Annotated in this window: 10 protein-coding genes, 2 pseudogenes and 1 CRISPR repeat array; of the genes and pseudogenes, 8 read left to right on the forward strand and 4 right to left on the reverse strand. The window is 61.6% G+C overall.

All coding sequences use genetic code 11. From position 1 onward, the window contains the following. The first annotated feature begins 1,400 nt into the window (after positions 1-1,400). A complete protein-coding gene (locus tag FJ319_13305; GenBank protein MBM3935251.1) occupies positions 1,401-3,776 on the forward strand; it encodes a hypothetical protein in 2,376 nt (791 codons plus the stop codon). A 100-nt stretch (positions 3,777-3,876) separates the two neighbouring features. Here the strand turns inward: FJ319_13305 and FJ319_13310 are convergent, their stop codons facing one another. Next, positions 3,877-4,944, reverse strand: a complete 1,068-nt coding sequence (locus FJ319_13310) for a hypothetical protein (protein ID MBM3935252.1) — start codon at positions 4,942-4,944, stop codon at positions 3,877-3,879. A gap of 330 nt (positions 4,945-5,274) precedes the next feature. On the opposite strand from FJ319_13310, the gene FJ319_13315 reads away from it, so the two are divergent. From FJ319_13315 to rpoD, 7 genes and pseudogenes are all read left to right on the forward strand, one after another. Beyond that, on the forward strand, positions 5,275-5,817 hold the full coding sequence (locus FJ319_13315) for a hypothetical protein (protein MBM3935253.1): 543 nt from the start codon (positions 5,275-5,277) through the stop codon (positions 5,815-5,817). Positions 5,818-5,821: 4 nt separating this feature from the next. Then, on the forward strand, positions 5,822-6,010 hold the full coding sequence (locus FJ319_13320; GenBank protein MBM3935254.1) for a 50S ribosomal protein L32: 189 nt from the start codon (positions 5,822-5,824) through the stop codon (positions 6,008-6,010). Between the two features lie 41 nt (positions 6,011-6,051). After that, positions 6,052-7,011, forward strand: coding sequence for an ACP S-malonyltransferase (fabD, locus tag FJ319_13325; protein ID MBM3935255.1), 960 nt, complete (start codon positions 6,052-6,054; stop codon positions 7,009-7,011). Positions 7,012-7,062: 51 nt separating this feature from the next. Next, positions 7,063-7,509, forward strand: a complete 447-nt coding sequence (nusB, locus tag FJ319_13330) for a transcription antitermination factor NusB (protein ID MBM3935256.1) — start codon at positions 7,063-7,065, stop codon at positions 7,507-7,509. A 63-nt stretch (positions 7,510-7,572) separates the two neighbouring features. Further along, a complete protein-coding gene (acpP, locus tag FJ319_13335; GenBank protein ID MBM3935257.1) occupies positions 7,573-7,833 on the forward strand; it encodes an acyl carrier protein in 261 nt (86 codons plus the stop codon). A gap of 268 nt (positions 7,834-8,101) precedes the next feature. Next, positions 8,102-8,302 (forward strand): annotated as a pseudogene (locus FJ319_13340) (RNA polymerase sigma factor RpoD). 81 nt (positions 8,303-8,383) lie between these two features. Further along, positions 8,384-9,481, forward strand: a complete 1,098-nt coding sequence (gene rpoD, locus FJ319_13345) for an RNA polymerase sigma factor RpoD (GenBank protein MBM3935258.1) — start codon at positions 8,384-8,386, stop codon at positions 9,479-9,481. Positions 9,482-9,781: 300 nt separating this feature from the next. Then, positions 9,782-10,302: direct repeats of the CRISPR family, unit length 29 nt; unit sequence CGGTTCACCCCCACGTGCGTGGGGACAAT. A gap of 38 nt (positions 10,303-10,340) precedes the next feature. On the opposite strand, the gene cas2e is transcribed toward rpoD, so the two are convergent. From cas2e to cas6e, 3 genes and pseudogenes are all read right to left on the reverse strand, one after another. Beyond that, the gene (cas2e, locus tag FJ319_13350; protein ID MBM3935259.1) at positions 10,341-10,616 is read right to left on the reverse strand and encodes a type I-E CRISPR-associated endoribonuclease Cas2; all 276 of its coding nucleotides are present in this window, start codon (positions 10,614-10,616) and stop codon (positions 10,341-10,343) included. Then, positions 10,597-11,553, reverse strand: coding sequence for a type I-E CRISPR-associated endonuclease Cas1 (gene cas1e / locus FJ319_13355; GenBank protein MBM3935260.1), 957 nt, complete (start codon positions 11,551-11,553; stop codon positions 10,597-10,599). The genes cas2e and cas1e overlap by 20 nt, the downstream gene beginning before the upstream one ends. 3 nt (positions 11,554-11,556) lie before the next feature. After that, positions 11,557-12,288: pseudogene (cas6e, locus tag FJ319_13360) on the reverse strand (type I-E CRISPR-associated protein Cas6/Cse3/CasE). Between the last annotated feature and the right edge of the window lie 158 nt (positions 12,289-12,446).

Genomic DNA, 12,446 nt, shown 5'->3' on the forward strand with positions numbered 1-12,446 from the left:
ATTTACAAGATGTGGTACGACACATACAAGGTGACGGATGGCCTGATCGCCTACGCGACGTCCCAGGACGGGCTTCACTGGGAGAAACCCGACTTGGGCATTGTGGAGGTCGCTGGCTCCAGGGACAACAACATCGTCCTTCCCGGGCGCAATGCCAATGTTGTCAAAGACGACATCCTAAATGAACCAGCCAAACGCTACAAGGCATTCTTTTGGCACGGAGGCCCGTTCCTGGGTATGCCGGGTGGACCAAGCGGGCACCACGCAGCATTCTCTCCGGATGGCATTCACTGGAAGGTATATCCAAACAACCCAATGGTCGGCAAAGACCACGGAACGTCAGATGGGCAGTTCCTATTGGGGTGGGACCCGCGCCACGGAAAGTACGTAGCGTATATGCGACCTTACGTGAAGTACTTCGAACCTTCTGCTCGCACAGTCGCGTGGACCGCTAGCGAGGACTTTGGGCACTGGGGGCCGCTGGTCCTGGCTGTGGCGGCGGACGAGCTGGACGGCCCCTGCGACGAGTACTACCGGATGACTGTCATGCGGTACGAGAGCGTCTATGTGGGCTTCATCTGGGTATATCACAATGACAGGCAAGAGTACCTGGAACAGTCGCGTGAGACGCTCTTGGCCTTCAGCCGCAACGGGATAACCTTCTCCAGGCCGTTCGGCGTGCAGAAGCTGCTCGAGACCGGCCCAAAAGGTTCGTGGGACTCGCAATCCGCCGGGATATGCAACGTGATTTCTGTCGGAGACGAACTGCGCTTCTACTACTTTGGGTCAAATATCCCGCACGACATCGCCGGTGTTAAGAACGGGACACATAGCTGGCCCGGAAGTGTGGTAGACGGCGAGCGCAGGGCCGTCGCAGTCGGGGTCGCCAGGTTGCGCAGGGACGGATTCACCTCAGTAGAGCCTGAAGCGCGCGAGGGCGTACTCACAACCACTCTAATCTCGTTCCTGGGGACGAGGCTGCACCTCAACGTGGACGCCCGGCGAGGCAGAGTCGAGGTTGAGGTGCAGGACATGGAAGGCAATCCCATCGCAGGGTACACACGGGCCGAATGCGGCCCGATATCTTCGGATTCCACTGACATTGTCGTGAAATGGCGCGGGGATCGGGACATTATCCATGCCGAGCCGCCTCTCCCCATGTTGAAGCTGCCGGACGGCAGGGAGGTTGTAAACCCCATGGGCTACAAGCACAGACTCCGGAAGCCCGTGAAGCTCAAGTTCCACATTAAGGACGCGAAGCTCTATTCGTTCTGGGTCAATTGATCATTGCCTTGCTCCGGCAATCACGGCTTGCGTGAATCTGGTCCAGGTAAGACATACGGCGGAGGAGTTATCGGCGAATTCATATATAGAAGACTGGTGTTAGAAGGAGGAACGCTGTGAGAACGATAGTCAAGAGTTTACTGTTCCCCATCAAAGTCACCTGGGCTGTAATGGCGTCAACGGCTATCGCGGCCCTGGCAGCTTGCCAGCCCGGTGTAGCCGAGGAGCCCCAGGCCCCGGTGCCCGCAGCCACGGTCGTATCCGCAGGCGCCCCTTCGGCCCCCGGCTTGCTTGCCGCGCCGGCAGCGCCTGTGGCAGCTGTTGCGGCAGAAGCTCCGGCCCAGCCACGGTCGCCCGAGGCCCCGGCCGCCACAAACGCCCCCACTCAACCGGCTGCCCCGAGACAAGGTACTGCGCCAGCGCTACCGCTTGCACTCCCGCAATACACGGCAAAGACGCTGAAGCCTGGCGAATACCCTGTTTTCAGCAAGGAATACTCGCCACGGCCGACTGTATACAGGGAAAGTCCCAGGAGCGCCGACCTGGTCAGGCAGGCCAAATTGCCCCCGCTGGACCAGCGCATGCCCATAGTGGCGGACAGGTACATTTACGCCCCGGTGGACGAAATCGGAGTGTACGGTGGGGTCGCGAGGATAACCTCATCCAGCAACTTCACCAACATCGGCTCAGACCTCACCGGAGGCGGGTACTGCGTCGTTTGGGACGCAAACGGTATAGACTGGTATCCGAGCGTGTGCAAGAGCTTCTCGGGCAGCCCTGACGGCAAGGTTTACACGATCAAGATCCGTCAGGGTTTGAAATGGTCCGATGGCCAACCCTTCACTATGAAGGACGTCGAGTGGGCATGGAGCGACCAGATAAACTACAACGCGGAGCTGAACCCGACTGTACCGGTGAAGATGCAGGACCCAATAACCGGCAAGCCGGTCAAGTTCACAAAGATAAACGACTTCACCTTCACCCTCAGCTTTGAGAATGCAAACTTCGGCTACGTGGAGTCCGGCTATCTCAGAGGCGGTCAATACTGCGGCACGATTTCTCAATGCATGTGGGAGCCCTACCACTACTCGAAGAACTTCCATCCGAAGACCCCCGACCCTGCTGCCTTCGAAAAGCTTATGAAGGACAGGGGTTACACCGTCTGGACACAGGCGTGGCGCGGCAAGTACGACGTGAACACGACAGCAAACGTCCCCTCGCTCGGATACTTCTACATATGTGAGGGCAGCGCACAACAGGTAAAGCTCTGCGCCAACCCATACTTTTATGGTGCTGACCCCCAGGGCAACCAGTTGCCATACCTGGACGGCTATGTGTATGACAGGGTGGAAGCAAGGGATGTGGCTGTCTTCAGGGCCTTGAGCGGCGAGACGGATGGCCCTTTCAGTGAGAACTTCCTGTTGCAGGAGCTTCCTCTCTACCTCGCCAACATGGACAAGGGAGACTTCAGCATCGCCCGGTGGCCGGACCTGAGCGGCAACGACGCGGGCCTGCAGCAAAACCTGGAATGGAACGAAGACCCCTATATTGGCCAGCTTATCAGGACCCAGGACTTCCGGACGGCAATATCCATTTCCCTGGACCGGAATCTTATGAACGAGTTTGCATACCTGGGTATCGGGACTGCTCAGGGCTGGGTCCCCCATCCCACGGCTCCATACTACCCGGGAGCTGAATGGCAGCCCCGGAACGCGGTCAGAAACGTTTCGCAAGCCAAACAACTGCTTGGTGCTATGGGGCTTGTGGACACAGACGGGAACGGTATAGTGAACCGGCCGGACAATGGCGCGGATCTGGCGTTGAACATGGAGGCCAATGCTGCGTTCACGCCCATCATGGAGGTTATGCGCTCCAACCTCGCGGATGTCGGCATCAGGTTCACGTACCGGGAAGGCCCTAACTCCGCCTTCAACACCGGCGCCGCCTACTACAGGCTCCGCGCCATGCCGGGCGCTGAGAACCCTTGGTACTCCGCATTCTTCCTGCCGGTAACAGGGACTGGCGGGCTTGAAAACAATTTGGCGAGGTACTTCGCCACGAATGGAGCGCAGGGCCAGGCGCCAACCGGCGCAGACCCCAAGTTCAACCCGCCTGCGCCCGCGGGCAACTACCCTGCAGATCCCCAGGGCTTCTTGATGCAGATGCAGAAGCTTTTCAAGGAAGGGCTGAACTACTCAACGCTGGACCCCAAACGCGTTGAGGTGGGCAAAGAGCTGTTCCGGCTGAATCTCACCTACCTGCACGCTTTGGGTACGGTGGGCTTCACCGGCAATGCCCAGGGGCTGGTAGTCAAGCGGAACAACTTGAGAAACGTTCCCGGAGTACACAGGTCCAGCAGCTTTGGATGGCACAACATGACGCTCTACTTCGAGGACGGCGTCGACAATGTCAACCACCCCGGCAACAGGTCAAAGAAATACACTAGCGTGAGCTTCCTGACTTGCGCTTCGTTGGCGTCGGACAGGTGTTAGCCTCCCGAGACCGATGATTCCTGGCAAGTGGGCGCCGAACACAAGTCCGGCGCCCACTTGCCGCGCAACGCCATCGACCCCTGTCCAAGCACGTCTGCTCCTACTCTTCCACCGTCACCGTGCCCACCATGCCGCGGTGAATGGGGCACATGTAGTTGAACTTCCCCGTCACCGCAAACGTGAGCGTGTACCCGATTCCTCCCGGCCGCTGGCCGTAGCCCATCAGGCCGGAGCTGTAGAGGCCCGTACCGTTGAACTCAGTATTTGCGCGGTATTTGCCAAGGACCTGCGGGTTTGCGGTGAGTATTTTTGAGCCGTTAGGCAGTGTTTCGGGTACGTAGAACGGGGGGAAGGCGCCTCCGGGGTTGAACACGACCGCGTGGAAGCGGGAGGAGGCCCACGCGACGGTATCGCCTTTTTTGATCGTGAGATTACGGGGAAAAAACTCGACTACCTCCGCGTCCGGGGATCCCATGCCCGCGGCGACGATGTAGATGCTGGTGCCGTTGGGTCCTACCTCCTGGTCCTGCACGATGTCGGTCTTCACGAGGCGGTCCTGTAGGCCCTCGGTAATGTTCAGGAGGGGCTCCATCTCCTTGAGGGCCATATCGTCTATCTGCGGCTGGTTGGGGAGCACGGCGGTGGTCTTGGGCTCGACGACGATGGTGCCCTTGTGGAACTCGTGGATGCCGCAATAGTAGCGGTACTCGCCGGGAGTGTTGAAGGTAAGCTGGAACTGGTCGACCATGGGCACGCCCACGTCGTAGCCGAACATGATGCCGGAGTTGTAATAGCCCGTTCCTTCGTACTTTTCGACGGGGTCTCCGGGGAGGCGGGTGGGGGAGAGCAGGCTTGGGTGGAAGTACTGGTCCAGCGGCCCGCCGTTGGGCTTCTGGATGATGTCCGCCAGGGTGTCCGGCGTGTCGGTGAACGTGACTGTGTGGGGGTCGTCGCCGCCAACCTTGTTCATCACCCACGTGACCGTGTCGCCGGCGCGGATGGGCAGGCGCTGGGGGAAGTAGGCATTCAGCGAGCTTGTTCCGCGCCCGCCGCCCACGAGGACGGTGAGGTTGCGCGGCGCGTACTCGATATTCTCGTCGCCCTTTGAGCAGGCGCCGAGGGCCGCTGCGGCGGCAAGGGCGATTGTGAGGAGGAGCAGTCTCTTCATCGGTGCGTCGTCTCCACGGGTTTGCGGGCAGTATAGAGTCAGAATCGTGAATTGGGAATAGTGGATTAAGCAGTGGGCAGTGGGCAGTCAGCAGTGAGCAGTGAGTAGCGGGCTGAAGAGGCGGGGAAGGAACGTAAACTGTAAAGATTTTTGGGCGGTGTGATACAATTATTTGGTTGGGTTTTGATTGACGGTCTGCTATTACTTTCGAATCCGCGGCGGGTGTCCCCTGGCTTCGGGCGTATGTGAAACTTGACACAATCGCCGGGGCTGCTATAAAATGCGCGTTTGCGAGGAAGGGGCTACCTCCGCTCGAGGGGGAGGCGCGGGATGGAATTTAACGTATCTCAGTTGTTGATGGAGGCGAGCGGATCTTCCCGCAGCTTTGCCATCAAGGACGAACCGATAGAATTTGCCGGCGGTTACCAGCCGGCACCCTTCTCCGGCAAGGTGAAACTGGTGAAGACGGAGTCCGGGGTGTGGATCAGCGCCAGCCTGGACACGTACGCGGAGTGCTCTTGCAGCCGGTGCCTTACGGAGTGCCGGGAGCCGGTGCACATTGAGATGGAAGAAGAGGCCCTCATGACGGTGGACCCTTACACCGGCAGGAGGGTGGACGAGACCCTGGAGAACGCGGATGTGGTGCTGATAGACCAGAACCACATCCTGGACATATCCGAGGCGGTGATGCAGTACTTTGTGGCGGGCGTGCCCATGAAGCCCGTGTGCAAGGCAGGCTGCCTGGGCATATGCCAAAAGTGCGGCACGAACCGCAACGAGCGCGAATGCGATTGCGACAAGGTAGTTAGGGACAGCCAGTGGGGGCCTTTGCTCGACCTGGCGCCTACTCTGAATCTAAGGGAAGCCGAGTAATTCAATGCCACCTCTCCCAAAGAAGAAACACTCCAGCGGCCGTCAGGGCAAGCGCGCGGCGCACCACGCCAAGACGCCCCCTAACCTGAGCGAGTGTCCCCAGTGCCACGCCGCCAAGATGCCGCACCGCGTTTGCCCCAAGTGCGGCTACTACAACGGGCGCGAAGTAGTTTCCACCGGAACGGCAGAGTAGCTCCGACCCTGTTCAAGCGTCTCTCAAGACGGAGGACTAAAATGGGCCTTAGCTTTACCGCTGTCAGACCTGGCACAGATACTGCGTTCCTATTCCCCGGGCAGGGGTCCCAGGCCGTGGGCATGGGCGAGCAGCTTTACAACTCGTCCCCCGCGGCCCGCGCTGTGTTCCACGAGGTGGACATGGCGCTCGGCCGACCGCTGACCCGCCTTCTCTTCTCCGGCCCCGAGGAGACGCTCCGCGAAACGGCCAACGCCCAGCCGGCGATCATGGCCGTTAGCCTTGCATCCATGAAGGCCATGGAGGAGAAGCTGGGCACGGACAGCCTGCCCAAACCCCGATTCCTTGCCGGCCACAGCCTTGGCGAGTACACCGCGCTTGCCGTTTCCGGCGTGCTCAGCGTGGGCGACACCGCCCGGCTGGTGCAAGAGCGCGGCCGCCTGATGCAGGAGGCCTGCGAGAAGCAGGAAGGCGCAATGGCCGCGGTGCTTGGCCTGGACCAGATCTCCCTGGAGGAGATAGCCCGGGAGACCGGCACCTACGTATCGAACGTAAACACGCCCGAGCAGATCGTTATCTCTGGCGAGCGCATGGCCATCGCCCGCGCGCTGGACCTGTGCACCGTCCGCGGCGCCAAGAAGGCCATACCCCTGAAGGTTGGCGGCGCGTTCCACTCCGCCCTCATGGAGCCGGCCCGCGCGGGCCTGGTGGAGGCCGTGAACGGCCTCAAGTTCAGCGACCCCGTCGTGCCAATCGTCGCCAATGTCACGGCCGCGCCGCTCACAAAGGCGGAAGATGTGAAAGGCGAGCTGATTGCCCAGATTTGCGGCTGCGTCAACTGGAGCAAGTCCATCAACTACATGATCGGCGCCGGCGTGAACTACTTCATCGAGGTTGGCCCCGGCACCGCCCTCAGCGGCATGGTCAAGCGGATAGACAAGTCTGCCCGCGCCGTCAGCGTGGGTGATGTGGACTCCATCCTGAAGCTAAGGATGAACTAGCGCCCTCCTGGTGAGGGTGCTGGATTCCCCGTACCCTAATTGAGCACAGCCATTTCAGCATCACGAAGCTCCGCAGCGCGGCGAAGGGCAAGAGTCGTCGCCCTCCAGGTCCTCTACGAAGTAGACGGCGCAAAGCAGCACACCGTGCAGGCGGCGATCGAGGGACGCCTGCACGAGGAGGATGTTTCCCATCAGGTGGAAGCGTTCGCGCGGAAGCTCATTGCCGGGGTTCTTGACCACCAGGACAAGATTGATGCGATAATATCGCGGTTCGCGCCCACGTGGCCCATTGCGCAGATGGGCATGGTGGACCGCAACGTTTTGCGTATTGCCATCTATGAGATAATGATGAGCGGCCAGACGCCGCCCAGGGTGGCGATTAACGAGGCGGTGGAGCTGGGCAAGGTATTCGGTTCGGACAGCTCCCCCAAGTTTGTCAACGGCGTGCTGGGCTCCGTGATGGAGAGTCACGCGGCCGAATCGGAAGCAGCGTCATAAATTTCGCCTTACGGCTAGCGCCCCGTTTAGAGAGTGGGGCACATTACATGGAGGTATCTGAAGATGGCGACGGTCCTTGAGCGAGTACGGGTGGTAGTTGCCGAGAAGCTTAGCGTCGATGCGGCCCAGGTTGTGCCCACCGCCTCGTTCACCGAGGACCTGAACGCCGACTCGCTCGACCTTGTTGAGCTTATCATGGCGCTGGAAGAGGAGTTCGGCACGCCGGAGACTCCGATAGAGATCTCCGACGAGGACGCCGAGAAGATCACGACCGTTCAGCTTGCCATAGACTACCTCAAGGGCAAGGGCGTCAAGGACGCCTAGCCTGTCGGCGGCGCGCCCGCGCCCCAACAAGCACGGAAAAGCACATGGGTCCTGCGACACCGCAGGGTCCTGTGCGTTCCCCGGCGCGCCTCCCCTGCTCTCTCCGTACCCCGTACCCCGTCCCCCTGTGTTATCATGTTCTTGCCGCCACATCGGCCCCGGACGACCGGCCCCGCCTGCCCCCACCTCGACACGGCGTTTGTTATTCCTCTTGAGAGTCGTACCGATTACGCCATGGAACACGTCATGGAAACGAGGACTTTGCTTAATGGTCACCACACCCGAACCTGAAGTTGAGCTCGCAGTATTGCCCGTGCCGCCGCCGGAAGGGGCGCCTGCCCGTTACGTTGCCGCGGAAGAGGGGGCGGACTTCATCGAAGACCCGGTCCGCATGTACCTGCGCGAGATAGGCAGGGAGGGGCTTCTCAAGGCGGCGGAGGAGCGCGTGCTGGCGCGGAGCATGGAGGCTGCGGCCCACGTGCGTAAGGTGGAGCGGCAGATGGAGGAGCTCCTGGGCCGCGCGCCCACGCCGCGGCAGGTGGTGCTGGAGATGCTCCGCCGCGTGTGCGATTCCGGGCCGATCGTCGTCGCCCTTGCCCGTTACGCGGGCGCGGAGGGAGAGATCACCCTCCAGCGCCTCGTCTCCGACCCGGCGCTGCGCGACGTGCTGGACGGCAACCTCTCCGAAGAGCTGATGGCCTACCTGGAAGAGGCGCTGAACGAGAGCATGGAAGACGTGCGCCGCCGCCTGGACGCCGCCTCCATCAACAGTCGCCTGCTGCCGGCGGAGGTTGTGGAGCTGGCGGGCGCGGACCTCGCCCTGACGGAGGTGCGGGAGCGCATCGCCGACCCCGGCTTCGCCAGGGAAGCGGAGGTGCTCGACCTCGTGTTCCACCGCCGGCTGGAGCGCATCAAGGTGGAGGGCCAGGCCGCGCACGACCACCTCACAGAGTGCAACCTGCGGCTCGTCGTCAGCATCGCCAAGAAGTACATGGGCCGCGGTATGCCCCTGCTGGACCTCATCCAGGAGGGCAACATAGGCCTCATCCGCGCGACGGAGAAGTTCGATTACCGTCGCGGGTACAAGTTCAGCACCTACGCCACGTGGTGGATCAAGCAGGGGATCACCCGCGCCATTGCCGACCAATCGCGCACCATCCGCGTGCCCGTGCACATGGTGGAGATGATCAACACCCTTATCCGCGCCAGCCGCGTGCTGGTGCAGCAGCAGGGCCGCGAGCCCACCATTGATGAGATAGCCGCCGTGATGGAAGTGACGCCCGAGAAGGTGCGGGAGGTCATCAAGATCTCGCAGGAGCCCGTATCGCTGGAGACGCCGGTGGGAGAGGAAGAGGACTCCCACCTGATGGACTTCATCGAGGACCGCGCCGCCGTGCCGCCTCAGGAGGCGGCCTTCAGCCAGGTGCTCAAGGACCAGATAGCAAGCGTGCTCACCACGCTCACGGAGCGCGAGGCCCGCGTGCTTGAGCTGCGCTTCGGCCTGCACGACGGCCGCGGCCGCACGCTGGAAGAGGTGGGCCAGGAGTTCGGCGTTACCCGCGAGCGCATCCGCCAGATAGAGGCCAAGGGCCTCCGCAAGCTCCGCCAGCCCGTCCGCGCGCAAAAGCTGCGTGACTTTTTGGAGTAGACCTCTCTCCCTGGCCCTCTCTTCCCGATGAAGCATGAGGGATCTTCGACCGACTTCAGAGAGAGGGGATAAGGCAGAACAGACGTGGAGACCTCTTGCCATGGCCCTTTCCGGCTGCTTCGGCCCTTTGCCCCATTCTTACCTCTCCCTTGACGGGAGAGGTCGTCCCGATGCCCCATCGGGACGGGTGAGGGTGTTGCCTTTGGCCCGCCGGCGCCCCCCGACCTCTCTCCCTAGCCCTCTCTCTGTCCACGGAGAGAGGGGACATGAGCCCCGCCCCTTTGTCGCCCCACCTTCCGATAATTCACCCCCACGTGCGTGGGGACAATCGCTGCGACAACCCGGACGCTTTCTATAGCCTCGGTTCACCCCCACGTGCGTGGGGACAATACGCCGATATGCCCGTCCACCATGCGGTAGAACGGTTCACCCCCCCCACGTGCGTGGGGACGATCAACCAGCGCAAACTGGTATGCCGTAGACGGCCGGTTCACCCCCACGTGCGTGGGGACAATACCGGCGGAACCGCCGGCAGGTCCACCAGCGCCGGTTCACCCCCACGTGCGTGGGGACAATCATCTGGGACCTGTTCAGGTAACCAGGGGTCTCGGTTCACTCCCACGTGCGTGGGGACAATCCTACGAGCATGTGATAATGCAGTTGCCCGTTCGGTTCACCCCCACGTGCGTGGGGACAATAGGCGTTCACGCAGGATGCGCTCTGCTTCCTTCGGTTCACCCCCACGTGCGTGGGGACAATGACAGCGTCAACCGTCATGACAACCTTCTCGTGCGGTTCACCCCCACGTGCGTGGGGACAATACTGAAAAAGGCCAGGGCCTCCTGTGGATTTACAGCCGTTAACGGGGAACGGTGATGAGCGCGAGCCCTTCGAAGTCTCGGACCACTCTGTTGGGGCTGCCCCACATTCGCAGAGCAAAGCCCTGCTCGTTATCTGTTGTGTAGGTGAGCATTGCCCCGCCGTCTTTCGCTTTCTTGCACACATCTTCCCACAGCCTGTCTCGCACCATGCCGGAGAGGTTGCCCACGAACACGCCCGGCCTGGGCTCTATCATCCACCGGCTGATCTCTCCCCTCAGGCTCGGCGATACTCTTTCAACCGTCAGCACTACCAATGGGTGCCTCCTCTGCGCCGTAGTTCACCCCGCCGCCCAGGAGCCCGACAAACGGGTCCCACAGCCCGCCGGGTATTGCGGCGTCTGCGTCCAGCTCCAGTTCACCAGCGGGGCCAACGTCCAGCGCCTTTTCGATATCCGGGATGACTCTGTTAAGAAACCTCCTTTCGTGGAAGATATCGCGACAGGTCTGGCGCACGCGGGTCTCCAGCTTGTCTCCGCCGTCCCCCACAGCCTTGAACGCGACGGGAATGGTGATCTCCGTCTTGTACAGGTCCGCGACATCGTAGACAAACGAGAGCATTTTGCCGGTGTGGATGAACCCCAGGGCAGGGGAGTACCCTGCCGAGACGATGGCGGCGTGGCAAACGCCGTACAGGCAGCTGTTTGCGGCGGAGCGCGCGCGGTTGATTGGGTCTGCGTTCATCCACTGCTCCCGCTGGTACGAGCGGCCGGACCACGGTATGCCCGTCTCGCGGCTGAAGCGGGCGTACGTCTCGCGCACGCGGATGCCTTCCTTGCCCCGCACCTGCCGGAGGTTGAGCGATGGGTCCAGCTCCTCGTTGAACCGCATGGAGTACATGCGGAACACCACCTTGAGCCGCGCTTTGAGGTCCGAGTGGAGGTAAGACTTCCTGAGTAGGTTGCGGGCGGAGCGAGTCTCCCCGGTGCCGGAGGCGTAAAAGCGCACCGCGCCCTCCCCGGACCACATGACCATGCAGCCGTTGTCTGCCAGGGTCTTGATGGCGGCGTGGGTTATCGTTGTGCCCGGCCCCAGCATGAGCGTGGTTAGCGATGCGCACGGCACGGCCGTTTTGCCTTCGGCGTCGTGCACGGCAATGGCCTTATCGTCCTGGTCAACGCGGCAGTGCTCCAGGTAGAGATAGGTCCAGCTGTCTCTCACTTTCGGGAGCGTGTGCAGGTCCTGGAGTCGCATGGGTCACCTCCCGTTGGCCGGCGCGAGAGAAAGCAGCCCGCACCCGAACGCCTTTGCGGGGCCGATGCCGGAGATGACTGACTCTCCCAAGCAGGATGGGTCCGTCACTTCCAGTACGCCGTCGTAGCGCGCCGTTCGGAGGCGGCTCCCCTGCTTATCCGGACCCTTGGAGAAGTTCAAATAACCGGCCTGGACGGCCATTTCCCTGATGCGGAAACCGCACCGCTGCGCACGGAGGAGAAGCCAGTCTTCGAGGCGCTCGTTCGGCACAGGCACCCTCTTGCCGTGGCTCTTCTTGCCGTCGTCCCCCGTCTTTGTCTCTATCTTACGGGTTGGATTCGCTTGGAGGCGGAACCTGTAGGAGTCCCCTTCCCTCAGACTGACCTCGAAGTGTTTGCCTGAAGGTGGCCCGGCCAGAAGGAAGACGGCGTTGCTGAACGCGTACCCCCAATCAGGCTGCACGGCGGATTGCACCAACACCATGGCCCTGCCGCCAGGAAGAGGGTCAATGCGAAACAGGAACGCTTCGGCGTTCGAGCGCTGGACATGAACGCTCCCAAAGTCGTCACTCATATACGGCTTTAGAAATTCACGATCTGACTTAAGTTTGCCGGCCGACGGGAAGCCCATCGACAGACGTTGGTGAACGCGATAGACGTTGCGGAGCCAAAGCCTTCCAGGCCTGGGGCGGTCCGGATCGTCCCCAACATTGATCAACAACTGTGAGAGGTACATTTCACTCTACCTCCGCGGCGGTCAGGTGTCGGCGGCGCGTCTCCAGGGAACGGAAGCGGATTATCTCAGAGCGCTTTTCAATGATCACGGCGCGCCACTGCGGCTCTTCGGGGTTGATGCGGTCGAGGCCCATGCCGAGTCCGTACTCCACCATGGTT

This window comes from SAR202 cluster bacterium, from assembly GCA_016872355.1.
Taxonomy (GTDB): Bacteria; Chloroflexota; Dehalococcoidia; order Lucifugimonadales; family VGZY01; genus VGZY01.

What these genes read in the sequence shown, in the direction of transcription:
- FJ319_13310 (MBM3935252.1), bottom strand. Translation starts at nt 4,944, where the DNA reads ATGAAGAGACTGCTCCTCCTCACAATCGCCCTTGCCGCCGCAGCGGCC.
- FJ319_13315 (MBM3935253.1), top strand. Translation starts at nt 5,275, where the DNA reads ATGGAATTTAACGTATCTCAGTTGTTGATGGAGGCGAGCGGATCTTCC.
- FJ319_13320 (MBM3935254.1), top strand. Translation starts at nt 5,822, where the DNA reads ATGCCACCTCTCCCAAAGAAGAAACACTCCAGCGGCCGTCAGGGCAAG.
- fabD (MBM3935255.1), top strand. Translation starts at nt 6,052, where the DNA reads ATGGGCCTTAGCTTTACCGCTGTCAGACCTGGCACAGATACTGCGTTC.
- acpP (MBM3935257.1), top strand. Translation starts at nt 7,573, where the DNA reads ATGGCGACGGTCCTTGAGCGAGTACGGGTGGTAGTTGCCGAGAAGCTT.
- rpoD (MBM3935258.1), top strand. Translation starts at nt 8,384, where the DNA reads ATGCTCCGCCGCGTGTGCGATTCCGGGCCGATCGTCGTCGCCCTTGCC.
- cas1e (MBM3935260.1), bottom strand. Translation starts at nt 11,553, where the DNA reads ATGCGACTCCAGGACCTGCACACGCTCCCGAAAGTGAGAGACAGCTGG.